The organism is Yersinia sp. 2540 StPb PI (genome assembly GCF_052217165.1).
In the GTDB taxonomy this organism is placed as follows: domain Bacteria; phylum Pseudomonadota; class Gammaproteobacteria; order Enterobacterales; family Enterobacteriaceae; genus Yersinia; species Yersinia enterocolitica_E.
Genome location: NZ_JAZGQC010000001.1, coordinates 3049726 through 3075106 on the forward strand (window position 1 = coordinate 3049726; position 25381 = coordinate 3075106).

Sequence of the window (25381 nt, forward strand, 5' to 3'; positions counted from 1 at the left end):
ACAATTGCCGAGAAGCACCTAACCTAAACATATCGCATTCGATAAATACCCCTTAGTTATCACTGTGCTTGTAAAGCTATAAGAATGCTCTGCTAATTTATAACAATACAATAATCGATATAACTGACTAAATTTCCCATCATATTGTGATATATGAGAATCTTGGAGTGAGAGAGTTGTGTCACCCCCGCCCTACGGCATGAAGATTGAGCACAAAACAGAAACTAATTAAGTTTTGTACCCAACACATAAAATCATCTTTAGTACTTATTACGCTCGATTAATCGATGTACCCCGACCAATCCCATAATAGGTAAAACCTCGACTATTTAACCGTTCTGGATCGTACAAATTACGCCCATCAAAGATAACCGGCTGTTTTAATCGGAGCTTGATCATATCAAAATCAGGTGCTCTAAAATTCTGCCACTCAGTACAAATAATCAGAGCATCCGCCCCTTGTAGCGCTGATTCTTTTGTCCCCATTAACTTTAGGTCATCCCTTGCACCATAAATGCGCTGAGCTTCATCCATTGCCTCTGGATCATAAGCTTGAATAATAGCGCCAGCACGCCATAAAGCCTCCATCAAAATCCGACTGGGGGCCTCTCGCATATCATCTGTATTGGGTTTGAATGCTAATCCCCAGAGTGCAAATGTTTTCCCTGCAAGCTGCGAATCAAAATGGTATTGAATAAATTCAGTTAACTTACACTTTTGTTCGTTATTGATTCTCTCCACTGCACGCAACAGTTGAGGCTGATAGCCACAATTTTCTGCGGTACGAATTAATGCCTGGATATCTTTGGGAAAACAGGAACCACCATAACCACAACCAGAATAAATAAAATGGTAGCCAATGCGTGAATCTGAGCCAATACCTTGGCGTACTTTTTCGATATCTGCACCGAGCCGCTCTGCAATATTAGCGATTTCATTCATGAAACTGATTTTTGTCGCCAACATACCGTTTGCTGCATATTTGGTCAGTTCTGCACTGCGGACATCCATAATTAACATGCGGTCATGATTTCTGTTGAATGGCTCGTATAGTTCGCTAATTAAATCAATCACACCATTATCATCAGTATCAATTCCGATAACGATACGCTCAGGCCGCTTACAGTCAGCAACAGCAGCGCCTTCTTTTAAGAATTCAGGGTTCGATACCACATTGAAAGCTATATCTTGTCCGCGTTGCTGTAAAATCGCTTTAATCCTTTGCTGCACTTGATCCGCGGTACCCACTGGCACAGTTGATTTATCGATAATAACTTTAGGCGCATCCATATATTTCGCAATAGTGCTGGCAACGTCTAACACATATTTAAGGTCAGCCGCACCATCCTCATCAGGAGGAGTACCAACCGCAATAAACTGAATCGTACTATGAGCAACACCGGCTTCGGCATCTGTTGAAAATCGAAGCCGGCCCTCGTCATAGTTTTCTTTTACCAATGGCGCTAATCCTGGTTCAAAAATAGCGACACGGCCTTTTTGCAGGTCGGAAACTTTGTTTGCATCGATATCGATACACAGGACATCATGACCAACTTCGGCAAGTACTGCTGCCTGAACCAGTCCTACATAACCGATACCAAAAACCGTCACTTTCATTCAATCAATCCTCAAGTTGGAATTCGATAAGAGACACACTGCCGACCATTATCAGGACCTAACCTTAATTTAGCCTGAGGTAGCCAACCTTATTGCCAGCGAATAATAAAAGTTGACTGAAAATTTTCAGCCACAAGTAAGGAGGAAAGTATATCAACCGATATTTCTTACATCTCGGGCATACTCATTGATTGAAACAAATGAGGTTTATTTCGTAGATTCGTTATAGAACCATTGAGACTTGGCGGGCCATAGCAGTGAATAAGTGAGCAAGATACATAAATTACGTGAACTATTTATTGAGTAATACTTTCAAAATATAAACTATTCATCGGCTGAAAGCATCAACCTCAATCGACTCCCTCCTCCCCATACCTGGCATTGCCATGCTTCACAACGCTGACTAATTTGATTTAAATGTGCTGTTTTTAACGTACCTAAAGGCACACCATTACTAAGTTGAATCTGATTTTTACCCGCACTAACATTCGCGTGAAGACCTGCCGAAACCAGAATTAAATTTTTATATTCCACATGATAATAACCAACGAGCAAAGGAAACTGCCCATCCAAATGAGTACGTCTTAGTAGCTGGTTAACTTGTTTAAGTAACGTTGACATCTGCGGCAAACGCTGTTGTTGGTGTGCCAAATGTTCTTGAAGAATCCCGTTAAATAACACGCGTAATAATAGTGCGGCTAAAATTCCGTTATCCCCGGCGCGGGTGACATCCAGACAATAAAATGCCAGGTCCTTATCTGACAATGCAGCGATATCAAGGACTAATCCCGGTTTCTCAACCATCGTTAACTGCCGGTAATTTACCCGACAGTGTGCAATGGTTTGCTGTGCCGGTGGTTGCAATTGCTTAAGTAACTGCGCTGCATCATGAGGATTCTTACGTAATGCATCCCAATCCTGGATAAGTTCTGTCTCTTCAATTGCATGAGAGGTAAACAGTATGGGATAAAGGCATGCCAGCACCGCTTCACGTAGCCGATTTAAATCCACGATCGGTTTCAACAGTACGTCTTTCACGCCCATACGCATGACTTTAGCAATGTCAGCCATCTTATCAGTAGCCGATATAACTAAAATAGGGATCTTTACTCCTTGTATGAGTAAACGCTCAACAAACTCGATCCCTCCCATCTTAGGCATAGCGAGATCGCAGAGTATCAGGTCAGGTGATTGGACCTTAATCTGCTCTAACGCCTCCAGGCCATTTTCTGCCTGCTGGACTGCCGCGCCGAGTGCCCTTAGAAACTCAGTGATTACCGTACGGAAGACCGTTTCGTCCTCGACGACTAAAATATTTTTACCTGCTAATGGTTTTTCCATGCACTGCTTCTCTTGCTAACCTTAAACGTAATAGTGGCCCAAAATGACTGTTTGTGCTTGTCTGAAATTGTTACGTACTGCTTTACTCACACACATTTGTTACTCATCAGCCCCTTACCAAAGGACGTAACTGCTCTATATTTTTCTCCACAGCCAATTGTCCAGCGGCAATCGCTTCATCCGCCCGATGGAAATCCAGCATTGATATTTGTGGGCAGTAGGGCTGGATCAACACATCGGGAGGATCTCCTGCCATACGATTACGTTTTAATCTGTTCTCCAATACCTGTATTGAGGTAGACATTATTTCCATGGCGCTGGGAACGGCCATCGTTGGATTACCTGACATATTGGTTATTCGTGCTTTTAAGCGCAGATGCCAACTTGCTGGCATCTGCGGGGGGTTACCTTCAGGAGATGATTGTGAGGAAAATAGATCTTGCCGAATCAGATGTGCATCATGTTGCAAATCAACGGCAATCACGATGTCAGCGCCCATTGCTCTTGCCAAAGAAATAGGAACAGGATTGACTACTGCACCATCAACCAACCAATAGCTAACGAAGCGGACAGGAGAAAGCAATCCAGGCATGCTGCATGAAGCCCTAATTGCCTGTTTAATATCCCCCTCAGTAAGCCATAACTCACGGCCCGTCGTTAAGTTGGTTACAACAGACCCAAAGGGCAATTTACATTCAGCAATGTCCTGCACTTCAATTATTTGGTTTACAGCATTAAAAACCCGCTCACCCCGCAGTAATCCGCCACGACGCCAGGAGAAATCCATCAGTCGAATAACATCCCAATATTTAAACGAGCGAACCCAGCGCTCCATCACATTCATGTGATCACTGGCATACGCTGCACCAACCAAGGCACCAACCGAACAACCGGCAACAATATCAACTTTGACGCCCATTCTCTCTAGCGCATTAATGACCCCGATATGTGCCCATCCCTTCGCGGCACCCGCGCCAAGTGCCAGTCCAATCTTAATTTTTCTCATTTTTATTTCGTCCATTTTCGATCAATTTGGCACTTTACCGCTCAACTAAATAAATCAGACTCTGGTTTTTGTTATCGACACTGCCGCTTGACTCTTAACGCTAGCAGGCTACAACTTAGCGTTCACTCAGAGGAAAAATCCATATTTACTCGCCAGTGCTATAACCCTACTGATTGAACTATAGTTAACATTTATCCTTCTGGTAAATTGATACAAATAGTTTACATTTCATTACTAAGATATAGGCTATAAGTTGAAGGATATACTGTGAATATTGAAATATGCCAAACCGATCTATTTAATCCAGATCTTATTGCATTAATTGCTCAATTAGATGCGTATCAAGAAGCACTCTATCCGGCTGAAAGCAATCATACAGAGTCGATTGCGAGTATGGCTCAGAAAAAAACATTCGTTTATATTGCAACACGACAAGGTCGCGCTGTGGGATGCGCCATTCTTTTCCAACCTGAAAGTACCTATCCTGAGATTAAGCGCGTTTTTGTCATCCCTGACTGCCGAGGTCATGGCATTGCGTCAATGCTAGTTACAGCACTGCTCGAAAAATCTATCTCTTTGAATTTAAAATATGTTTATTTGGAGACAGGGATTCATCAACCTGAAGCAGTAAAACTGTACCAGCGATTAGGCTTTGAATTTACGTCTGAATTTGGTTGTTATCAATACGACCCACTTAGCTTCTATATGGTAAAAACAGTGGCTAGTTGTCACTCAGTAAAAGATAAAACAGAGAGGTAGCATTCAGTTCATTCAGGAACCGTTGCTATTTTGACTTTATTGCTTTGACACTCGACATAACACAGCAAAATAGCCACTATAGTAGTGGCTATTCAGAGTAAATATTCGGAGTTAAGACAAATTAAAAGATTTAATATTATCTAGTAATATAAGATTCACTAAATAGATAATCGCATTACATGCTGTCATTTCACCGTTAGCTCTCGTGGGCTTTAGTGTTATTAACTATAACTCGACCTTTCTCAGAATATTATGAATTCTTACGGATTATTTAGGAAATAATTAACCGTTAATAGTACCAAATGAGACACTCATTTTTTCGAACATAGCGATAACTTTATTGATCAGTTTCATGGGTTGCTCCTGTAAACATCATTATTTTTATGTGATACACATCACAGTTATTAAGTTACTCCATAATGAAACGCCGGTCAACTATTTTTGTGAGCAACATCACAAAACTTAAGTTCGCCCCCTATCCTGCGCAAAATTATCAACTTTGAACCTCATCACGTGATTAGGTAAGATAAGGCCCTATTTGCCCCTATTTGATTGCCCGCCCTCTTCTGTTGCTGACCATTCATTCGCAGATAAGATGGCATTATTGGTTTTTCGGAGAAATTTTGTCAGAACAGTGCCCATGTGGCAGCAGCTTTGAATATCAACGATGCTGTGCGCCTTATATCCTTAACACGCAAGTTGCGGCCAAACCTGTAATACTGATGCGCTCACGCTACAGCGCCTATGTAAAAAAGGATGCGGACTATCTGATTAAAACCTGGCATCCAGACTGCAAGGCACAAGAATGGCGAGATGGAATAATTCAAAGCTTCACCAATACTGTATGGCACGGATTAACAGTTATTGCAGAAACTACTGGCAGTCATGATGACGAAGCCTTTGTTGAGTTCATTGCCCGCTTTACTGATCCAAATAATATGCAGATAAGCACAATGCATGAACGTTCCCGCTTCCTTCGAATAAAAGAACACTGGTACTATATCGACGGAGTCCGGCCGTCGGTGGGTAGAAATGATATCTGTCCTTGCGGTTCAGGGAAAAAATATAAGAAATGTTGCGGGCATTAACAGTAAAATCGTTTCATTACTGACCGTAGCATCAAACATTTACATAACATCAAGTACTGTTAAGACAGGATTTACCACCTTATGCCACACCAGAATGTACAAAAGAAAGTGTTACGCACTATATGCCCTGACGCTAAAGGCTTAATCGCAAAAATTACCAATATTTGTTACAAGCACCAGTTGAATATCGTGCAGAATAATGAATTTGTTGATCATCTGACTGGCCGCTTTTTCATGCGTACAGAGCTTGAAGGTATTTTTAACGATACTACCCTGCTGGCAGACTTAGATGATGCTTTACCCGAAGGCACCAATCGCGAATTACATACCGCAGGGCGTCGCCGTATTGTTATTATGGTCACCAAAGAAGCACATTGCCTCGGCGACTTATTAATGAAGAGTGCCTATGGTGGTTTGGATGTTGAAATTGCGGCGGTGATTGGCAATCATGATGCACTACAGAATCTGGTGGAGCGCTTTGATATCCCTTTCCATCTTATCAGCCACGAAGGTTTGACTCGTGATCAACATGATCAACGTCTGATTGAGCAAATTGAACAATACCAACCAGACTACGTGGTTCTGGCCAAATATATGCGCGTGCTAACACCAGCCTTTGTTCAACGCTTCCCTTACCAGATTATTAATATCCACCACTCATTCTTGCCTGCATTTATCGGTGCTCGCCCCTATCACCAGGCTTATGAGCGGGGGGTGAAAATTATTGGTGCCACGGCTCACTATGTAAACGATAGCCTGGATGAAGGCCCAATCATCATGCAAGATGTTATTCACGTCGATCATTCGTACACGGCAGAAGATATGATGCGAGCCGGGCGAGATGTGGAAAAAAACGTTCTGAGCCGTGCTCTGTATCGTGTTTTAGCACAACGTGTTTTTGTTTACGGTAACCGCACCGTTATCCTGTAAGCGCGCAATAAACAGATGTTTTTTGCCCAGATAAACATCGTCAAGAACAAAAAAGCACCGAACAACTTATTTTTTTCATTTCAAGTCTTTACAGGGGCGCTTCATTTGATATGATGCGCCCCGCTTACCAAGACAGTATTGATAAGCAGTTAGGCCAGTGGTGGGGTTCCCGAGCGGCCAAAGGGAGCAGACTGTAAATCTGCCGTCATCGACTTCGAAGGTTCGAATCCTTCCCCCACCACCATTTTTACCCTGAACTTTAAACTTATTTGCAGATTAATAAATCGAGATAAGCACTAAGGGGAAGGTAAGAACCTTCGACAAGGTTCGCGCCGAGCGTAGCGAGACAACGACGCACAGCGGCGGCCCGAAGGGTGAGGAACGAAGTGACGAATAATCCTTCCCCCACCACCATTTTTACCCTGAACTTTAAACTTATTCGCCGATTAATAAATCGAGATAAGCACTAAGGGGAAGGTAAGAACCTTCGACAAGGTTGCATCACAGATACGGCCAAGTATCTTAGTAATAAAAACCACAAATTCAGTGGTGGGGTTCCCGAGCGGCCAAAGGGAGCAGACTGTAAATCTGCCGTCATCGACTTCGAAGGTTCGAATCCTTCCCCCACCACCATCTCCTAGAGTTATTCCAACCCAATAAAAACAATAAAAATCAAAGATATTGCCATCGGGGAAGGTAAGAACCTTCGACAAGGTTCGCGCCGAGCGTAGCGAGACAACGACGCGCAGCGGCGGCCCGAAGGGTGAGGAACGCAGTGACGAATAATCCTTCCCCCACCACCATCTCCTAGAGTTATTCCAACCCAATAAAAACAATAAAAATCAAAGATATTGCCATCGGGGAAGGTAAGAACCTTCAACAAGGTTCGCGCCGAGCGTAGCGAGACAACGACGCGCAGCGGCGGCCCGAAGGGTGAGGAACGCAGTGACGAATAATCCTTCCCCCACCACCATCTCCTAGAGTTATTCCAATTCAATAAAAACAATAAAAATCAAAGATATTGCCATCGGGGAAGGTAAGAACCTTCGACAAGGTTCGCGCCGAGCATAGCGAGACAACGACGCGCAGCGGCGGCCCGAAGGGTGAGGAACGCAGTGACGAATAATCCTTCCCCCACCACCATCTCCTGGAGTTATTCCAACCCAATAAAAACAATAAAAATCAGAGATATTGCCATCGGGAAGGTAAGAACCTTCGACAAGGTTCGCGCCGAGCGTAGCGAGACAACCGGCTAATAGTCTAGATAGTTTTATACCATCGTATGAATGTACTCAATAAGTCTATTTAATACACTTGAATGTGAGCGTGATTTATAAAAATATAATTTATTCTCACTTTAAAAATTGGCTAAATTTATAAAATCCAGTTTAGAATCACCATTAAAATCATCCATTATTGAATCTGTAATACATATATAGCGACCAGAGTAAATAAAGTTTAGGCAACAAGCCAGATTATCCACCTGCCTAACACTAACCTTATCATGTTGTTTTTTAACTGATTCTTCGAGATTCTTAACAAAGTCACTTCTATATAGTGTCGGGTTGCACAACCAAACATTTTTGTGGAGAATATTTATAATATCTTGACTTTCATTTATTATATCTTTGCGTCCATAGATACCGAAACCACTGTCTGGCACTTCATTTAACAACGTAAATCTTTCGCTAGAGATTTTTTCTGATGACAGGATAAGTGAATTTCCATCATAGTCTCCAATTTCATCAATATTTTCATAGTAAAATTTAATTATATTAGCTTGAATGTTATTCTTCTCTGCCTCCCGATAGAGTTTCGTCAAGTTCTCACTTTTCCCCCAGTCGTAGTAAATATTGATGACATTCGATACGTGTCCAGTAAGGTGTTTTTTTGTGATTTCTTTTTCTTGCTGATATAAATCTTTTAGATCATTATATAAAATCTCACCATCCCTTGTTAAACTCATACCAAATTTCTCTCTTTTAAAAAGCTTTTTCCCTATTATATTTTCAAAGTCTTTGATCGACTTTGCTACCGGAGGTGTAGTCCTGTTCATCACCCTTGCGGCCTTACTCAGCGAGCCATTTTCGACTACGGCCATAAAAGCCTCTAGCTTTCGAGATAGAAACATAATTCACTAATCCTTTGCGTAAAAATTTATCAGAAAAAATGACAGGCATGTCAACATGCACAAGGCTAGCTGTAGATAACATTCAACATTAAATAAGTTTATTATATAAATTGCATTTAAAATAATTGAAAGGTAAATTATAAAAATTTATTACTGCGTAGAAATTAATACTTTGATGTCGTTTTTTTACGAAAAAACTGTAAGACTCTGTCTATTAGCACCTCAACATTACACATATTTCTAACAGACAACCATTCGTAGTTCTATGATATTTAATAACTATTTTTATCCACCCCGTTACAAAATCAGTTAACATACGTAGCTGGAATGGGATGGCTCTGGTAGCTAAAATTAATAACTCCATTACAAAGAATAAAAAAACGATATTTTCACCCTTTAACTTTCAAGGTGGTTACCCCCTAATAACCCTGCGCTACATTCACAAAAAATATATAATTTGAATTTATAATTGATATTTATAAATACAAAAACACCGTTCGCGTTATATTTTAATAGTGGCCACCTCCAGATGATTAATTTAAAGAATAAATAGACATCTGAATGGCGACTTAAATTTTAATAACTATAAATGGCAAATAGAATTACTAGCCAAATTCATTGGTATTATTTTATTTCACTTTCGTTATCAACCGATATTATCTAATTTCTTTATTCTTTACCCGTGCGTTACATTTTTATTCAGTATCTGCTAATATCTGAAATCATTTTTATCGAATAAACGGTGCTAACCATGAAGTTTGTCTCTTTTAATATCAATGGCCTACGTGCTCGACCACATCAACTAGCGGCGATAATCGAGCAACATCAACCAGAGGTTATCGGCCTTCAGGAAACGAAAGTACATGATGATATGTTTCCCCTTGAGGAGGTCAGTCAGCATGGTTACCACGTTTTTTATCATGGGCAAAAAGGTCATTATGGTGTGGCGCTGTTAACCAAAAATGAACCATTGGCTGTTCGTCGTGGCTTCCCTACTGATGAAGAAGATGCTCAACGTCGTATTATAATGGCTGATATTGCAACGCCAAATGGTCCTCTCACTGTTATTAATGGCTATTTCCCCCAAGGGGAAAGCCGTGATCACCCCATAAAATTCCCAGCAAAAGAGCGTTTTTACGCTGACTTACAACAATATCTGGAACAACAACTTTCAGCAGATGCTCAGGTACTGATTATGGGGGATTTAAATATTAGTCCAACTGACCTGGATATTGGTATTGGCGAAGAGAGCCGTAAACGTTGGCTGCGCACAGGTAAGTGTTCATTTCTGCCTGAAGAGCGTGCCTGGCTGGAGCGTTTACAAAACTGGGGGCTGGTTGATACATTCCGTGCAGCTAATCCTGAGTGTAACAATCAATTTTCGTGGTTTGATTATCGCTCCCGTGGTTTTGATGAGAATAGAGGCCTACGTATAGATTTATTGTTGGCAAGTCAGCCACTGGCTGCCCGCTGCGTTGCGACAGGAATTGATTATGCGATTCGCGGCATGGAAAAGCCCTCAGACCACGCACCAGTATGGTCTGAATTCGAACTCTGATAACGTCAGTGGTAGTCCTGGCAACACAGGCCTACCACTGGCAAATACGCGACCAAAGCTGGATAAACAAAAAATGATTGATGTTGTCGCCGCCATTATTGAACAAAATGGTAAGATTCTGCTGGCTCAGCGGGACTCATGCCGTGATCAGGCCGGTTTGTGGGAGTTTCCTGGAGGGAAAGTCGAGGCGGGAGAGAACCAACCTCAGGCGCTGATACGTGAACTGACCGAAGAGTTGAATATTGAGGCATCAGTGACCCGATATATCGCCACCAATCAATGGGATTCAGATAAACAGACCATCAGATTGCATGCCTGGCTCGTTGAGAGTTTCAGCGGCAAGCTAGCATTGCATTGTCATTCCGCAGTGGTCTGGCTAGCACCAGAGGAGGCTTACCGTTACCCCCTGGCACCCGCCGATGTTCCGCTTTTAGATGCGTTTATTGCCCAGAAACGTTAGCCTGTTACCTGGTCAACCGCTTCCAAATCAATGGATTGGTACCGATCACACTGCTATCACGCACACACTGCAAGACCTCACCTTCAACGCGCAATACAGCACCTTCAGAATAATTCTGATTTTGATAGACACAACAGCGAGTGCACGGATTATTATTCGTGTTGCGATTTGATGAGTTATTCCATATTTCAGGTGGCAAAGGAACAACAACATCGACATTGTTACGATTAGCCATCGCCGCAGTAGAAATAAGCGAGGCAAAACCAATACAACCTAGCAATAACAATATTCTCATGACTTATTATCCTTGGTTTTGGACGGTGCTTTTTTACGTTTCTTTATCGCCCCAGACGGTGCGGCTGGCAACCCACGAAATACCTGAGGTGAGCGATTTTGTTTTGCCTGACTGATTAAATCTTGCAATGTTGCCACCAGTGGCTGCATGAAGTCCTGATAGCGGCAATTTTTCTCACTGATTTGTGTCAGTGTCGATTCCCAATGGGCCGTCATATCGGGCCGTGCAGCAATATCAGGCAGCGCATGAATCAATGCTCTTCCCGCAGGGCTTGCATGAATATAACGCCCTTTTTTGAATAAAAAAGTACGTTTGAAAAGTAGCTCAATAATCCCAGCTCGTGTTGCCTCAGTACCCAACCCATCCGTTGCGCGTAACACTTTTTTCAGCTCTTTATCCTGCACAAACCGCGCGATTCCGGTCATCGCTGATAATAAACTGGCATCGGTAAATGGTCGTGGCGGCTGAGTTTGCCGTTCAACAACCTCACCCCGTTCACACAATAATTCAGCACCTTTCTCCACCACCGGCAACGGCGAGCCTTCATTTTCTTCATCACGCTCTTTGCTACCAAGCAAGGTACGCCAACCCGCCTCCGCCAGAAAACGGGCCTTAGCGACAAACTTGCCGCCAGCAATATCGAGCTCAATGACACATTTACGAAATTGTGCATCTGGGCAAAATTGCATCAGATACTGCTGTGCTACCAATCGGTAAACTTTGCCTTCATCAGTGGTTAGATTCACCTTACTGGCCCGTGCTGTTGGGATAATGGCGTGGTGGGCATCGACTTTTTTGTCATCCCAGCAGCGATTACGCCGATCACTGTCCATTACCTCTAACGGCAATAAGTCAGCCTGATGAATGCTGATGGCATTCAATACCGAATGACGCCCAGCGAAATGCTCTTCTGGTAGGTATCGGCAATCTGAACGCGGATACGTAATCAATTTGTGCGTTTCATATAAACGCTGACAAATATCCAGAACTTGCTGAGCGCTCAAACCGAAGCGTTTAGCGGCTTCAATCTGCAATGTCGAAAGGGAAAAGGGTAACGGTGCGGTTTCTGATTCCCGTTTATCATTATAGGAGGTTACAAATGCAGGCTGACCCGTGATGCGATTAACCACATGTTCAGCCAGTGGCCGATGCAACAAGCGCCCTTCTTCATCCTGATATGACTCGCAAGAATCACTCGGCTGCCATAGGGCAATAAAACGCTCATCCGCAGGCGTGACAATATGGGCTTTAACTTCGAAAAAGTCTTTGGGAATAAAATCTTCAATTTCTTCGTCACGGCGGACAACCAAGCCTAATACCGGCGTTTGTACCCGCCCTACTGACAAAACACCATCATAACCTGCATTGCGCCCAAGAATAGTATAGGCACGGGTCATATTGATGCCATATAGCCAATCGGCTCTGGCGCGGGCCAATGCCGAAACACATAACGGGATAAACTCGCGGTTATAACGCAAACGCTCCACCGCACGCTCCACTGCCTGCGGGTTGAGATCGTTAATCAGGCAACGGCGGACATTTTGCCGCTTCTCTGCCACCAAATCGAGGTAATCCAATACTTCATCAACCAACAGTTGCCCTTCGCGGTCCGGGTCACCGGCATGCACCACTTCGTCGGCCTGTTGCAAAAGTTGTTTGATAACATTCAATTGCTTACTGACCGAGGGCCGAGGCTGTAGTTGCCATTTTTCAGGAATAATAGGTAAATCAGCTAACGACCAACGTGCATAGCGGCTGTCATAAGCATCAGGTTGGGCCTGTTCCAGCAAGTGACCCACACACCAGGTCACCATTTGATCACTGCCACAGGCAATAAATCCATCGCCTCGACGATGCGGCTTTGGCAAAATATCGGCAATCGCCCGCGCCAAACTGGGTTTTTCAGCAATAAAAAGTCGCATCATTCACCGCAAAAATGCATCAAAGAAAAGGTCATTCTGTAATCTCAATCAACGCCCGGCGGTTATCCACAGCGCTCAACTCGCCAATAGAACTGAGCGTCATACCGTGCTGAGCCGCAATAGCCTGCACCTGAGCCTCCGCTTCAGGCAATACGGCTAACAACAAACCACCGGAAGTCTGTGGGTCACACAATAACGTTTTCTGTAACTCGGTCATCTCGCCGATCAGGTGGCCATAACTGTCAAAATTACGCCCAGTTCCCCCCGGCACACAACCCGCAGCAATATACTCTTCAACCGCCGGTAAGCGCGGTATAGCCGAGAAATGTAATTTGGCCTGAACACCAGATCCTTGACAAATTTCGCTTAAATGCCCTAACAGGCCGAACCCGGTAACATCGGTCATGGCAGTGACACCGGCAATACTGGCAAAGTCCGCCCCTGATTTATTCAACTGACACATGGTTTCTGTTGCTACCCCTTGATGTTCAGGTCGCAACTTACTTTTCTTTTCTGCCGTCGTCAGAATACCAATACCCAGCGGTTTGGTCAGAAACAGCTTACAACCAGCCTGCGCGGCACTGTTTTTCTTAACCTGCTCAGTGCTGACGATTCCGGTGACCGCCAGACCGAAAATCGGCTCAGGTGCATCAATGGAATGCCCCCCTGCCAGAGAAATACCGGCCTGCTGGCAAACATAGCGCCCGCCCTCGATAACCTGTTGGGCAACTTCAGGTGCCAGTTTATCTATCGGCCAGCCCAGGATGGCAATCGCCATAATGGGTTTACCGCCCATCGCATAGATATCACTGATAGCATTGGTGGCTGCAATTCGGCCAAAATCAAAGGGATCGTCAACGATCGGCATAAAAAAGTCGGTCGTGCTGATGATGCCAACACCGCCGCCAATATCATAAACTGCTGCATCATCACGCGTTTCATTCCCCACCAACAGCCGAGGGTCAAGAAGCTTCTGCTGATCGGTATGCAATATCTTATCCAAAACTTTGGGCGAAATTTTGCAACCGCAGCCCGCTCCGTGGCTGTATTGGGTAAGACGTATCGCTGGCGGTGTCATAACACTCTCCCGTGTGATGGTCAGTAATAAGCAGTTTATTGAGGAATTATGCTCGTAGGACTAGTATCCAGACTGCCTATGGTAGCGCCTATGGCGTGGCTTGGTAAGTAGAGGCCGCTGTCGGGCAGATAGGTTGGTCACAAAGCAGACGAAAACACAGCTTAGTTCCTATAAAAGTGCATAAGCTGTGATGTTCAAGACGGCCCCAAGCGATTTGCTTCTTCGCTGCCGCCTTGAAACCTATCGATTATAGACCATATAACTATCAGAAATAGCTCACAAAAGTGGTGTGATCCAGTGGAGTCACTTTCGTCGCTGACTTCAGTTGTGGTGTGCCGAGATAAAGGAAGCCGACGATTTCATCTTGTTCACGGCAGGCAAACCCCTGACGAACCACGGGATGATGGGTCCAGGAACCGGTACGCCAGATACCATTAAAACCTTGAGCCAGCGCAGCCATTTGCATTGCTTGTACCGCGCAACCGGCGGAAACCACTTGTTCCCAATTGGGCACTTTGGGGTTTTCAGTGACATGGGCAATAACGGTAATAATTAGCGGCGCACGAAACGGTGCTTGTTTCGCTTTTTCCAATACCGCGTCATCAGCCCCATCATGTTGTACTGCCTGTTGTAACAATTGACTAAAACGTTCCAGCCCCTCATTTTCAATCAAAATAAAGCGCCATGGCTGCAATGTGCCATGGTCAGGTGCCCGCATGCCCGCATGGATAATATGATCCAATGCCTCACCCGTTGGCGCTGGGGTGGTCAAACGGGACGCCGAACGGCGGTTAAGTAACAGTTCTAACGCATCCATCATTCTCTCCTGATAACGATTTTCATTTTCAGCACGGTAGCATAAGTTGTCGTTTTGTTGCCAGTGTTGACCTTTCGGCTAGGCTTAACAGTGATTTAAAGCTGACATTTGTTCGTCAGGTCATTAGGATAACCGTACTTGCCCGGTTTTGTTGGAGATAACATGCGCACTTTGTGGCGAATTATTGCTGGCTTTTTCAAGTGGACCTGGCGTCTGCTTAATTTCGTCAGGGAATTTATTCTTAATCTGTTCTTAATACTGTTAATTTTAGTCGGTGTGGGTATTTACCTTCAGTTCCAAAGTAAACCAGCAGAACCGGTTAAAGGCGCGCTGCTGGTAAATTTAAGTGGCGTGGTGGTTGATCAGCCCGCAGTAAACAATAAATTACGTCAACTGGGGCGTGAGTTCTTAGGGGCATCCAGTAATCGCCTACAGGAAAACTCGCTGTTTGATATTGTCGAAACTATTCGTCTGGCAAAAACCGATAACAATATTACCGGTTTGGTGCTGTCACTGAGTGATTTTACCGGTGCCGACCAACCTTCATTGCAATATATAGGTAAAGCGCTGCGGGAATTCCGTGACAGCGGTAAGCCAATTTATGCAATTGGCGATAGCTATAATCAAACCCAATACTATTTAGCCAGCTTTGCTAATAAAATCTATCTATCGCCACAAGGGGCGGTCGATCTGCATGGTTTCGCCAGTAATAACCTCTATTACAAATCGTTGCTGGAAAAACTTAAAGTCACCACGAATATCTTCCGGGTTGGCACCTATAAGTCCGCGGTTGAACCGATGATTCGTGATGATATGTCACCGGCTGCACGTGAAGCAGACAGCCGCTGGATTGGTGGATTATGGCAAAATTATCTTACTGCGGTTGCTGCCAACCGGCAGTTAACGCCAGAGCAGCTGTTCCCAGGTGCCGCGGGTGTTATCAGTGGGTTGCAAGCCGCTGGCGGTTCTCCGGCAAAATATGCGCTGGACAATAAACTGGTGGATACATTAGCGTCACGCCCTGAGGTAGAAACCGAGTTGGTTAAAACCTTTGGTTGGGATAAAAAGAATAACGACTTTAATTACGTCAGTATTTATGACTATCAACCGGTACCTACACCACAGCAGGGCGAGCAGATAGCGGTTATTTTTGCTAACGGCGCCATCATTGATGGTCCGCAAACTCCGGGCAACGTGGGTGGCGACTCGCTGGCAGCACAGATTCGCCAGGCGCGTTTAGATCCAAAAATTAAAGCCGTAATTCTGCGAGTAAATAGCCCTGGGGGCAGTGTCAGCGCCTCTGAGTTGATTCGTTCAGAATTAGCGGCGTTACGCGCAGCCAATAAACCCTTGGTGGTATCGATGGGGGGAATGGCGGCATCGGGTGGATATTGGATCTCCACACCCGCTAACTATATCGTTGCCAGCCCGAGCACCCTTACCGGCTCGATTGGTATTTTCGGCGTGATTAATACCTTCCAAAATTCACTGGAAAGTATTGGTGTTCATACTGACGGCGTAGCCACGTCGCCATTAGCCGATATTTCGATTACTAAAAACTTGCCGCCTGAGTTTTCGCAGATGATGCAAATCAATATCGAAAATGGCTACAAGACCTTTATTGACCTGGTCGCAACTTCACGCCATAAAACCCCTGAACAAGTGGATCAAATCGCACAGGGCCATGTGTGGCTTGGGATTGATGCTAAAAGTAACGGTCTGGTGGATCAGTTAGGTGACTTTGATGACGCGGTGAAGAAGGTCGCGGAGCTGGCGCAACTGAAAACCTGGCAGTTGAATTGGTTTGTTGATGAGCCGAGTCTTAGTGACTTGATTTTCGGCCAAATGAGCGCATCGGTACAAGCTATGTTACCAGCCGCCATTCAGGCTTGGATACCTGCCCCGCTATCTGCCATGGCGCAAGCCGTGCAAGAGCAGCCAAGTTTACTCAGTACATTGAATGACCCGCAGAATCGCTATGCGTTATGCCTAACCTGTGGTGATGTCCGCTAGAAAATTAATCAAAATACTCCGCCCGGCACCCGCCGGGCTTTTTTTCCTCGTCAGTCTCCCTATAATTCACCCATCTTATTCAGTACTACTTTTCAGGCCCTCATGCTCATGCAGAAGAAATCTATTTATGTTGCCTATACTGGCGGTACCATCGGTATGCAGCGCTCGGAACATGGATACATCCCCGTATCCGGCCATCTGCAACGCCAACTTGCGCTGATGCCTGAGTTCCATCGCCCCGAAATGCCTGATTTCACTATCCATGAATATGCGCCATTAATTGACTCCTCAGATATGACACCCGAGGACTGGCAGCATATTGCCAACGATATTGAGCAAAACTACGGCTTATACGACGGCTTTGTTATTTTACATGGCACAGACACCATGGCATTTACAGCCTCGGCCCTGTCATTCATGTTAGAAAATCTGGCCAAGCCGGTGATTGTTACCGGCTCTCAGATCCCGTTGGCAGAGTTGCGCTCTGATGGGCAAACCAACTTGCTTAACGCCCTCTATCTGGCCGCGAACCACCCAGTGAATGAAGTCAGTCTGTTCTTTAACAACAAATTATTCCGTGGCAATCGCACCACTAAAGCCCATGCTGATGGTTTTGATGCTTTTGCCTCGCCGAATCTGTCGGTACTGCTTGAGGCAGGTATTCATATTCGGCGTATGGCGTCGGTCGAGTCACCAGCCAATAATGGGCCATTGATTGTTCATAACATCACCCCTCAACCGATTGGTGTGGTGACTATTTATCCTGGGATATCAGGCGCGGTGGTGCGCAACTTCCTGTTGCAGCCCGTTAAAGCCCTGATTTTACGTTCTTATGGTGTGGGAAACGCACCACAAAAAGCCGAGTTACTGGATGAGTTAAAAAATGCCAGCGAGCGAGGTATTGTGGTAGTGAATTTGACACAATGTATTTCCGGTAGAGTCAATATGGAAGGCTATGCAACCGGTAATGCACTGGCCCACGCCGGTGTTATCAGTGGCTTTGATATGACGGTCGAGGCCGCACTGACAAAACTACATTATTTATTGAGTCAATCTTTAACCCCTGAAGACATTCGCCGGTTAATGCAACAAAACCTGCGTGGTGAACTCACTGACACTAACTGATCCGGTGGAATATCAATGAATGCGGCACTGCTTTTAATTGATTTACAAAATGACTTTTGTCCGGGAGGGGCGCTGGCTGTTGCTGAGGGTGACCAGGTTATTGCCATTGCCAATCAAGCTATTGATGCCTGCCTTAGCAAAAAGATACCTATTATTGCCAGCCAGGATTGGCACCCTGCCGGACACCGCAGCTTTGCCATCAATTCAAATGCGGAATCGGGTACCGTAGGTGAGCTGGATGGGTTACCACAAGTTTGGTGGCCAGTGCATTGTGTGCAAAATGAGCCCGGGGCCGCCTTACATCCGCAATTGAAACAACACGCAATTGATGCCACGTTCCGTAAAGGCCAAGATCCTGATATCGATAGCTACAGCGCTTTTTTTGACAATGGTCAGCGAGCCAAAACCCCTTTGGATGAGTGGTTACGGCAGCAAGGGATCGATCGTTTGTTCATTATGGGGCTGGCAACTGATTATTGTGTGAAATATAGCGTCTTGGATGCATTAGCTCTGGGTTATCAAACAACGGTCATCAGTGACGGTTGTCGCGGGGTCAACCTACAACCGCATGACAGTCAACACGCCCTAAATACGATGCATAAAGCAGGGGCAAGCTTACAAACACTGGCACAGTGGCTGGCTGAAATGGATTCAGCAAGCAAATAACCGGCAATAAAAATAGCACCAACGGAGCCTCACTCGGCTCCGTTGATTTTGATAAATCTTGTGGGTAACAGCCCTATTCTGGCTTCAGTTTTACCAATGTTGGCTGGCTGAATTGCTGTTTCAATTCTTGCTTGGTTTTCATCACAATTTGGCCATCAGTGCCAATGCTCATATGCTGAGCATCCTCATTGTGACGGGCTTGCCATAGCATTACCATTTGCAGACTATTTTCTTTCTGCTCAGGTGTCAGTGCCACACCATCCGGCCATTTACCCAGCTCAACCGCTTGCATCAAACGTTGGTAAATTTCAGGTGTCATCACTGAAATCAGGTCTTCAAGCTCCATCAAAGTATCCTTAACAAAACGAATAATAAGCTGAATCGATTTTTCAACATGCATAATCGTTGAGTATCAACCGGCAATCTGCTCGCCATTCTGGTCATCAACAAAATTCAATGACGCCGAGTTCACGCAATAGCGCTCGCCCGTAGGCTGCGGCCCATCGGGGAAAACATGGCCTAAGTGAGCATCACAATTACCACAACGAATTTCAACTCGAACCATATTATGTGAATTATCATCAATATAGCGAATAGAGTCATCTTTGATAGGTTGGTAAAAACTCGGCCAACCACAGCCTGAGTCAAATTTCGACTCTGAGATAAACAAAGGTTGATGACAACACAGGCACTCATAGATGCCATCGCGTTTGTTATGTAGCAATTTGCCACTAAACGGGGCTTCTGTCCCGCGCTGTTGGGTGACATGACGCTGAATATCGGACAGTTTTTCAATATCTGGTGTAGAGTTCAGTTCTTTAGCCATTTGTGCGGTTCTCTGGCAGGGAATAAAGTCAACGAAAACAATGCCTAATAATAACAAAAAATTAACAACAAAGCAGTTAAAATTGTCCTAAACTGTATGCCATCAAAGTGACAACCGCATATACCCTTTATACTTGACGCTGCAGGGTTGTTAGCTACACTCATTCACCCGAATCACTTACTCATGTAAGCTCATCGGGATTCGTTCGCTAGCTGCCTACCTGCAACGCCAATCATTTTGGGTATAAATGTGATAAAAATCGTAAATATTACCGATTCTCACTTTAAACTGAATAATTCGCCCCAATATAAAAATGAGGCTAATCGTATCTGGAAACGCGTGATTAATGTTCGATCTAACGTCGTTGGTTTGATTTGTAGCAATAATTGACACGATTCCGCTTGACGCTCGGCAAGGTTTTTGTAATTTTACAACCAACCTTTTATTCACTAACAAATAGCTGGTGGAATATATGACTATCAAAGTAGGTATCAACGGTTTTGGCCGTATCGGTCGCATTGTTTTCCGTGCTGCTCAGGAACGTTCTGACATCGAAATCGTTGCAATCAACGACCTGTTGGACGCTGAATACATGGCGTACATGCTGAAATACGACTCTACCCACGGTCGTTTCGACGGTACTGTAGAAGTAAAAGACGGCCACCTGGTTGTTAACGGTAAAACCATCCGTGTTACCGCAGAGAGAGATCCGGCTAACCTGAAGTGGAACGAAGTTAACGTTGACGTTGTTGCTGAAGCAACTGGCCTGTTCCTGACCGACGAAACAGCACGTAAGCACATCGCTGCTGGTGCTAAGAAAGTGGTTCTGACTGGTCCTTCTAAAGATGACACCCCTATGTTTGTTATGGGCGTCAACCACAAAGAATACGCGGGTCAGGAAATCGTTTCTAACGCTTCTTGCACCACTAACTGCCTGGCTCCACTGGCTAAAGTTATCAACGACAAGTTCGGTATCGTTGAAGCGTTGATGACCACTGTGCATGCAACTACTGCAACGCAGAAAACTGTTGATGGCCCGTCTCATAAAGACTGGCGCGGCGGTCGTGGCGCATCCCAGAACATCATCCCTTCTTCTACTGGTGCCGCTAAAGCAGTTGGTAAAGTTATCCCAGCACTGAACGGCAAACTGACAGGTATGGCGTTCCGCGTTCCTACTCCTAACGTTTCAGTTGTTGACCTGACTGCACGTCTGGAAAAACCAGCTTCTTACAAAGAAATCTGTGCTGCTATCAAAGCGGCTTCAGAAGGCGAGCTGAAAGGCGTTCTGGGCTACACCGAAGACGACGTTGTTTCTACCGATTTCAACGGCGAAAAACTGACTTCAGTATTCGATGCTAAAGCCGGTATCGCGCTGAACGACAACTTTGTGAAACTGGTTTCTTGGTACGATAACGAAACTGGCTACTCAAACAAAGTTCTGGACCTGATCTCTCACATCTCCAAGTAATAATGGATTGATGTAGATTTCTGCCAAAAGCCACCTTCGGGTGGCTTTTTTATTTGTAGCTATAATAAATTGCGCAATATCAATGATTCACCACTACGGTGTCGTCCATTTGCTACAAGATTTACAGCCTGTGATATTATCGAGAGTCTGAAGTTCAAAGGATCCCTGCTCCCTTTCCCATAAGGCCAAACGAATGAACGAGAAAGTATTCACCCTACCTGTTGTTGAACAAATTTCGCCTTACATCAGCCAACGCCAACTGGATGAATTGCCGGTAGTGGTGGTTTCTCATCCGAAGGTGCGTGCCGCAGTAAGCCTACAAGGCGCTCATTTGCTGGCCTATCAACCTAGCGGTGAGCAACCTATCATTTGGCTGAGCAATAACACGCCGTTTAAAGATGGCGTCGCTATTCGTGGTGGCGTGCCAATTTGTTGGCCTTGGTTTGGTCCATCAGCACAACCTTCTCATGGTTTTGCCCGTCTACTGCCATGGACTCTCAGTGCCCATGATGAAAACGAGAATGGGGTTATCCTAACCTTCACACTGGAAGACAGTGATGAATCCCGTAAATACTGGCCGCATGCCTTCACATTGATTGCCCGCTTCAAGCTGGGTGATGAGTGCGAAATGGAGCTGGAATCACACGGTGATTACCAGGTAGTAGCCGCGCTACATACTTACTTCCAGATTGGCGACATCGACCAGATTAAAGTCAGTGGCCTGGGTGAGAAATACTTCGATAAAGTGCTAAAAATTGCCGATGCCACACAACAAGGCGATTTAGTGTTTAACGGCCAGACTGACCGTATCTACACACAACCCGAAGCCTATAGCTTGATCAAAGATGCGGCGCTCAAACGCACCATTGAAGTACATCATCATCACCAAAGTGATGTAGTGGCATGGAATCCAGGTGCAGAGTTGTCTAGTAGCATGGTTGATATGCCAAATGAGGGTTATAAAACCATGGTTTGCGTGGAAACAGCGCGAGTGAATAAGCCGTTGGTGGCAACACTTGACGCCCCGGCGCGTCTTGCCATGACCATCCGTAGCCGTAAAAATAGCTAACGTTCCAGATGTCGTTAGGCACAAAAATGGGGCGCGATGCCCCATTTTTTATGGCTCAACATTACCGCGTCATTAATTAGCGGAAAGTATAGGTCACGCCAGTCCACAACACGCCGCTGTATGATGCATCAACCATTGGGCTATTTTTCACTTCACTGGCCAGGCGCACATAGCGGCCGGTAAAGAACGCATTCCAATTCGGATTGATGTTGTAGTTCACCGACAACTCAAGATATGGCGACCAGCTATCACTTGGGTTGTATTGCGCCAAACCACTACGGGCAGATTCAGCACCGCTCACGCCATAGTAATAACTGTTTTGATCACCACTGTTCCAGTTAAAACCTACCCCCGGCGTCAGCGTCCAGCTATCGACGTTAAAGCGGTACAGGTAAGCCAAATCGCCGATAAAACCACCGCTATTATCCAGCACATCGCCAGAGAACATAGCGCGCAACGTCCCCCAATCCTCAATATGAGAATATGACATCCCCGCCATCATGGTACTGCGGCGTTTATCCAACTGCTTCATCTGCTGATCATCACTGTCACCTGGCGTAAAGTGCAGCGGTAAGTAATAAGCATCGATTGATAAGCGATTATTGTCATCTTTCCACAAGTAATAACCCGCAGCTAAGGTACGGAAGTAGAAATTATCGCTTTCATAAGAAATGATAGGTACCGGATAGACACGGTCGTTCTTACCCCGGTAAGGGTCTGGGCTGACTAACGCAGAAGCCCCCAAAGACCAGGTTCCTGCCATTGCCGTCGGCATGCAAACGGCCGTAGCGACGGCTAAGGCAGCCAGTGTTTTTATTTGCTTGGCTTTTAAAGAATGTTTTTTCACGGATTAAATCCCATTGGTAACAAAATAATTAGTTAACTTAGTGTAAATCAATTGGTTGCCCGTGGCGAAATCTTTACACATGTCAGCCAGATATCGATATTGCTTGTATAACTTATCGCCGATAACGAAGAGGCTGACAACCTAAAAATTTACGTAGATTTGATTACAATAAAATATCGAGATATTCAAATAGATAAGCTCCAGTAATCATATATAAAACACTACTAATCGAATAATAAATAGATTTAATTACCAAATAATGGTTATTTATTGTTTGAGGGGTGGCAAATCTGTGGTCTGGCTTAACTTGACCTTTGGAGGAGACACGGCCATAACAATAAGGTAGTAGTTTCAAAATTTTAACCCAATAAAGCGCTACTACTATTTTATGTTCCCAACCATTCAAACAGGACGGGCATCGCTATGAACATATTTGATCACTATCGCCAGCGCTATGAGGCGGCCAAGGACGAAGAGTTCACACTCCAGGAGTTCCTCACAATCTGCCAGCAAGATCGCAGCGCGTATGCTAATGCGGCTGAGCGTCTGCTGATGGCTATTGGTGAGCCAGTCATGGTCGATACCGCGCTTGAGTCCCGCATGTCTCGACTGTTCTCTAATCGGGTTATCGCTCGCTACCCTGCTTTTGAAGAGTTTTATGGCATGGAGGAAGCCATAGAGCAGATCGTTTCCTATCTCAAACACGCCGCCCAAGGGCTGGAAGAGAAGAAACAGATCCTGTATTTGCTGGGTCCCGTGGGTGGTGGTAAGTCATCATTGGCTGAACGACTGAAAGCCCTGATGCAACGGGTGCCTATCTATATTTTAAGTGCTAACGGTGAACGTAGCCCGGTCAATGACCACCCGTTATGTCTGTTCAATCCGCAGGAAGATGCGGCGATTCTGGCCAAAGAATACAGTATCCCAAGCCGCTATCTCGGTACGATTATGTCGCCATGGGCGGCAAAACGCCTGCACGATTTTGGCGGTGATATTACCAAGTTCAAAGTTATCAAGGTCTGGCCTTCTATCCTTGAACAAATTGCGATAGCGAAAACCGAACCCGGTGATGAAAACAACCAGGATATCTCGGCACTGGTCGGTAAAGTTGATATCCGTAAACTTGAAAATCACGCCCAAAACGATCCAGATGCTTATGGTTATTCCGGTGCTTTATGCCGTGCTAACCAGGGGATCATGGAATTCGTCGAGATGTTCAAAGCCCCAATTAAGGTGCTGCACCCACTACTGACCGCAACACAAGAAGGGAACTATAACGGGACCGAGGGGATATCCGCCCTGCCATTCAGCGGTATAATTCTCGCGCACTCTAACGAATCCGAGTGGGTAACATTCCGTAATAACAAGAATAATGAGGCATTCCTTGACCGTGTTTATATTGTCAAAGTGCCTTATTGCCTGCGGGTATCAGAAGAGATCAAGATTTACGACAAACTGTTAAATCACAGTGAGTTGACCCATGCGCCTTGTGCACCTGGCACGCTGGAAACGCTGGCACGCTTCTCGATTCTCTCAAGGATGAAAGAGCCAGAAAACTCCAGTATTTACTCCAAGATGCGGGTGTATGACGGTGAGAGCCTGAAAGATACCGATCCTAAAGCCAAGTCTTATCAGGAATATCGCGACTACGCTGGAGTTGATGAAGGTATGAACGGCCTTTCTACCCGTTTTGCCTTTAAAATCCTCTCCAGAGTATTTAACTTCGACCACGCTGAGGTGGCTGCTAACCCGGTGCACCTGTTCTACGTACTGGAACAGCAGATCGAACGCGAACAATTCCAACAAGATGTTGCGGAGAAATATCTCGAACACCTGAAAGGCTATTTAATCCCGAAATATGCTGAATTTATTGGTAAAGAGATTCAAACCGCCTATCTGGAGTCTTACTCTGAGTATGGTCAGAATATTTTTGACCGTTATGTTATCTACGCCGATTTCTGGATTCAGGATCAAGAGTATCGTGATCCTGATACCGGGCAACTGTTTGACCGTGAATCACTGAATGCTGAACTGGAGAAAATTGAAAAGCCAGCGGGTATCAGCAACCCGAAAGATTTCCGTAATGAAATCGTCAATTTTGTGTTGCGCGCCAGAGCCAATAACAATGGCCGTAATCCAAACTGGACCAGTTACGAGAAGCTGCGCACGGTTATCGAGAAGAAAATGTTCTCTAACACCGAAGAGTTACTGCCGGTTATCTCCTTTAATGCCAAGACCTCAACGGATGAGCAGAAAAAACATGATGACTTTGTCGATCGGATGATGGAGAAAGGCTATACCCGTAAGCAAGTTCGTTTGCTGTGTGAATGGTATCTGCGGGTGAGAAAATCGTCATAAGCCATTT

21 protein-coding genes, 2 tRNA genes, 4 other RNA genes and 1 pseudogene are annotated in these 25381 nt (G+C 45.0%); 17 read left to right on the forward strand and 11 right to left on the reverse strand.

Annotated features, from left to right (window positions below; translation table 11 throughout):
• Window positions 1-270: 270 nt before the first annotated feature.
• The 3 genes from V1956_RS13900 to rssA all read right to left on the reverse strand — a co-directional run bounded on the left by V1956_RS13900 (window position 271) and on the right by rssA (window position 3964).
• Window positions 271-1617, reverse strand: coding sequence for a UDP-glucose dehydrogenase family protein (locus tag V1956_RS13900; RefSeq protein ID WP_083158952.1), 1347 nt, complete (start codon window positions 1615-1617; stop codon window positions 271-273).
• Window positions 1618-1941: 324 nt separating this feature from the next.
• Window positions 1942-2958: a two-component system response regulator RssB gene (gene rssB, locus V1956_RS13905; RefSeq protein WP_372558956.1), complete on the reverse strand. Its 1017-nt coding sequence runs from the start codon at window positions 2956-2958 to the stop codon at window positions 1942-1944.
• A 106-nt stretch (window positions 2959-3064) separates the two neighbouring features.
• A complete protein-coding gene (rssA, locus tag V1956_RS13910) occupies window positions 3065-3964 on the reverse strand; it encodes a patatin-like phospholipase RssA (RefSeq protein ID WP_442825238.1) in 900 nt (299 codons plus the stop codon).
• 267 nt (window positions 3965-4231) lie between these two features.
• Here rssA and V1956_RS13915 point away from each other — a divergent pair, with 267 nt between their 5' ends.
• From V1956_RS13915 to V1956_RS13955, 9 genes are all read left to right on the forward strand, one after another.
• The gene (locus V1956_RS13915; protein ID WP_372558954.1) at window positions 4232-4723 is read left to right on the forward strand and encodes a GNAT family N-acetyltransferase; all 492 of its coding nucleotides are present in this window, start codon (window positions 4232-4234) and stop codon (window positions 4721-4723) included.
• A 623-nt stretch (window positions 4724-5346) separates the two neighbouring features.
• Window positions 5347-5811, forward strand: a complete 465-nt coding sequence (locus tag V1956_RS13920; RefSeq protein ID WP_083158956.1) for a YchJ family protein — start codon at window positions 5347-5349, stop codon at window positions 5809-5811.
• Window positions 5812-5892: 81 nt separating this feature from the next.
• Complete coding sequence (purU, locus tag V1956_RS13925) at window positions 5893-6741, forward strand: formyltetrahydrofolate deformylase (RefSeq protein ID WP_025378136.1); 849 nt, start codon at window positions 5893-5895, stop codon at window positions 6739-6741.
• Between the two features lie 159 nt (window positions 6742-6900).
• Window positions 6901-6985 (forward strand) — tRNA-Tyr (locus V1956_RS13930).
• A 43-nt stretch (window positions 6986-7028) separates the two neighbouring features.
• Window positions 7029-7155: non-coding RNA, RtT sRNA (locus V1956_RS13935), on the forward strand.
• A 134-nt stretch (window positions 7156-7289) separates the two neighbouring features.
• Window positions 7290-7374, forward strand: a tRNA-Tyr gene (locus V1956_RS13940).
• A 43-nt stretch (window positions 7375-7417) separates the two neighbouring features.
• Window positions 7418-7544, forward strand: a non-coding RNA gene (locus tag V1956_RS13945) — RtT sRNA.
• Window positions 7545-7587: 43 nt separating this feature from the next.
• Window positions 7588-7714, forward strand: a non-coding RNA gene (locus V1956_RS13950) — RtT sRNA.
• Window positions 7715-7757: 43 nt separating this feature from the next.
• A non-coding RNA gene (locus V1956_RS13955) (RtT sRNA) lies at window positions 7758-7884 on the forward strand.
• 127 nt (window positions 7885-8011) lie between these two features.
• Here V1956_RS13955 and V1956_RS13960 read toward each other — a convergent pair.
• Window positions 8012-8872 (reverse strand): annotated as a pseudogene (locus V1956_RS13960) (helix-turn-helix domain-containing protein).
• 751 nt (window positions 8873-9623) lie between these two features.
• On the opposite strand from V1956_RS13960, the gene xthA reads away from it, so the two are divergent.
• Entirely contained in the window at window positions 9624-10430 is an 807-nt protein-coding gene (xthA, locus tag V1956_RS13965) for an exodeoxyribonuclease III (protein ID WP_420075000.1), read from the forward strand.
• A 73-nt stretch (window positions 10431-10503) separates the two neighbouring features.
• Entirely contained in the window at window positions 10504-10890 is a 387-nt protein-coding gene (locus V1956_RS13970; protein ID WP_372558952.1) for a pyrimidine (deoxy)nucleoside triphosphate diphosphatase, read from the forward strand.
• 4 nt (window positions 10891-10894) lie between these two features.
• On the opposite strand, the gene V1956_RS13975 is transcribed toward V1956_RS13970, so the two are convergent.
• The 4 genes from V1956_RS13975 to V1956_RS13990 form a co-directional block, all read right to left on the reverse strand.
• The gene (locus V1956_RS13975) at window positions 10895-11185 is read right to left on the reverse strand and encodes a DUF1496 domain-containing protein (RefSeq protein ID WP_372558951.1); all 291 of its coding nucleotides are present in this window, start codon (window positions 11183-11185) and stop codon (window positions 10895-10897) included.
• Window positions 11182-13107, reverse strand: a complete 1926-nt coding sequence (locus V1956_RS13980; protein WP_193784666.1) for a DNA topoisomerase III — start codon at window positions 13105-13107, stop codon at window positions 11182-11184. Before V1956_RS13980 ends, V1956_RS13975 begins: the two co-directional genes overlap by 4 nt.
• Window positions 13108-13138: 31 nt before the next feature.
• Window positions 13139-14185: a selenide, water dikinase SelD gene (gene selD / locus V1956_RS13985; protein ID WP_420075001.1), complete on the reverse strand. Its 1047-nt coding sequence runs from the start codon at window positions 14183-14185 to the stop codon at window positions 13139-13141.
• Between the two features lie 265 nt (window positions 14186-14450).
• Window positions 14451-15002: an NAD(P)H nitroreductase gene (locus V1956_RS13990; protein WP_372559897.1), complete on the reverse strand. Its 552-nt coding sequence runs from the start codon at window positions 15000-15002 to the stop codon at window positions 14451-14453.
• Between the two features lie 162 nt (window positions 15003-15164).
• Between V1956_RS13990 and sppA the strand changes: the two genes are divergently transcribed.
• The 3 genes from sppA (at window position 15165) to pncA (ending at window position 18806) form a co-directional block, all read left to right on the forward strand.
• Entirely contained in the window at window positions 15165-17015 is a 1851-nt protein-coding gene (gene sppA, locus V1956_RS13995) for a signal peptide peptidase SppA (RefSeq protein ID WP_372558950.1), read from the forward strand.
• A gap of 108 nt (window positions 17016-17123) precedes the next feature.
• On the forward strand, window positions 17124-18140 hold the full coding sequence (gene ansA / locus V1956_RS14000; RefSeq protein WP_420071922.1) for an asparaginase: 1017 nt from the start codon (window positions 17124-17126) through the stop codon (window positions 18138-18140).
• Between the two features lie 15 nt (window positions 18141-18155).
• Window positions 18156-18806 (forward strand): bifunctional nicotinamidase/pyrazinamidase, encoded by a 651-nt coding sequence (gene pncA, locus V1956_RS14005; protein WP_442825239.1) that lies wholly within the window; start codon window positions 18156-18158, stop codon window positions 18804-18806.
• 73 nt (window positions 18807-18879) lie between these two features.
• On the opposite strand, the gene V1956_RS14010 is transcribed toward pncA, so the two are convergent.
• On the reverse strand, window positions 18880-19152 hold the full coding sequence (locus V1956_RS14010; protein WP_083163662.1) for a YeaC family protein: 273 nt from the start codon (window positions 19150-19152) through the stop codon (window positions 18880-18882).
• A gap of 66 nt (window positions 19153-19218) precedes the next feature.
• On the reverse strand, window positions 19219-19632 hold the full coding sequence (gene msrB / locus V1956_RS14015) for a peptide-methionine (R)-S-oxide reductase MsrB (protein ID WP_372558947.1): 414 nt from the start codon (window positions 19630-19632) through the stop codon (window positions 19219-19221).
• 472 nt (window positions 19633-20104) lie between these two features.
• On the opposite strand from msrB, the gene gapA reads away from it, so the two are divergent.
• Window positions 20105-21100, forward strand: coding sequence for a glyceraldehyde-3-phosphate dehydrogenase (gapA, locus tag V1956_RS14020; RefSeq protein ID WP_032819960.1), 996 nt, complete (start codon window positions 20105-20107; stop codon window positions 21098-21100).
• A gap of 193 nt (window positions 21101-21293) precedes the next feature.
• Entirely contained in the window at window positions 21294-22169 is an 876-nt protein-coding gene (locus V1956_RS14025; RefSeq protein WP_420075002.1) for a D-hexose-6-phosphate mutarotase, read from the forward strand.
• Between the two features lie 76 nt (window positions 22170-22245).
• Here V1956_RS14025 and V1956_RS14030 read toward each other — a convergent pair whose 3' ends face one another.
• Entirely contained in the window at window positions 22246-23016 is a 771-nt protein-coding gene (locus V1956_RS14030; RefSeq protein ID WP_372558945.1) for a MipA/OmpV family protein, read from the reverse strand.
• A 423-nt stretch (window positions 23017-23439) separates the two neighbouring features.
• Here V1956_RS14030 and yeaG point away from each other — a divergent pair, with 423 nt between their 5' ends.
• Window positions 23440-25374, forward strand: a complete 1935-nt coding sequence (gene yeaG, locus V1956_RS14035; protein WP_083158970.1) for a protein kinase YeaG — start codon at window positions 23440-23442, stop codon at window positions 25372-25374.
• Window positions 25375-25381 lie beyond the last annotated feature (7 nt).

Bases quoted from the DNA above. Each gene is read 5' to 3' on its own strand.
- V1956_RS13900 (WP_083158952.1), bottom strand. From the start codon at position 1,617: ATGAAAGTGACGGTTTTTGGTATCGGTTATGTAGGACTGGTTCAGGCA.
- rssB (WP_372558956.1), bottom strand. From the start codon at position 2,958: ATGGAAAAACCATTAGCAGGTAAAAATATTTTAGTCGTCGAGGACGAA.
- rssA (WP_442825238.1), bottom strand. From the start codon at position 3,964: ATGAGAAAAATTAAGATTGGACTGGCACTTGGCGCGGGTGCCGCGAAG.
- purU (WP_025378136.1), top strand. From the start codon at position 5,893: ATGCCACACCAGAATGTACAAAAGAAAGTGTTACGCACTATATGCCCT.
- xthA (WP_420075000.1), top strand. From the start codon at position 9,624: ATGAAGTTTGTCTCTTTTAATATCAATGGCCTACGTGCTCGACCACAT.
- V1956_RS13970 (WP_372558952.1), top strand. From the start codon at position 10,504: ATGATTGATGTTGTCGCCGCCATTATTGAACAAAATGGTAAGATTCTG.
- V1956_RS13975 (WP_372558951.1), bottom strand. From the start codon at position 11,185: ATGAGAATATTGTTATTGCTAGGTTGTATTGGTTTTGCCTCGCTTATT.
- V1956_RS13980 (WP_193784666.1), bottom strand. From the start codon at position 13,107: ATGCGACTTTTTATTGCTGAAAAACCCAGTTTGGCGCGGGCGATTGCC.
- selD (WP_420075001.1), bottom strand. From the start codon at position 14,185: ATGACACCGCCAGCGATACGTCTTACCCAATACAGCCACGGAGCGGGC.
- V1956_RS13990 (WP_372559897.1), bottom strand. From the start codon at position 15,002: ATGGATGCGTTAGAACTGTTACTTAACCGCCGTTCGGCGTCCCGTTTG.
- sppA (WP_372558950.1), top strand. From the start codon at position 15,165: ATGCGCACTTTGTGGCGAATTATTGCTGGCTTTTTCAAGTGGACCTGG.
- ansA (WP_420071922.1), top strand. From the start codon at position 17,124: ATGCAGAAGAAATCTATTTATGTTGCCTATACTGGCGGTACCATCGGT.
- pncA (WP_442825239.1), top strand. From the start codon at position 18,156: ATGAATGCGGCACTGCTTTTAATTGATTTACAAAATGACTTTTGTCCG.
- V1956_RS14010 (WP_083163662.1), bottom strand. From the start codon at position 19,152: ATGGAGCTTGAAGACCTGATTTCAGTGATGACACCTGAAATTTACCAA.
- msrB (WP_372558947.1), bottom strand. From the start codon at position 19,632: ATGGCTAAAGAACTGAACTCTACACCAGATATTGAAAAACTGTCCGAT.
- gapA (WP_032819960.1), top strand. From the start codon at position 20,105: ATGACTATCAAAGTAGGTATCAACGGTTTTGGCCGTATCGGTCGCATT.
- V1956_RS14025 (WP_420075002.1), top strand. From the start codon at position 21,294: ATGAACGAGAAAGTATTCACCCTACCTGTTGTTGAACAAATTTCGCCT.
- yeaG (WP_083158970.1), top strand. From the start codon at position 23,440: ATGAACATATTTGATCACTATCGCCAGCGCTATGAGGCGGCCAAGGAC.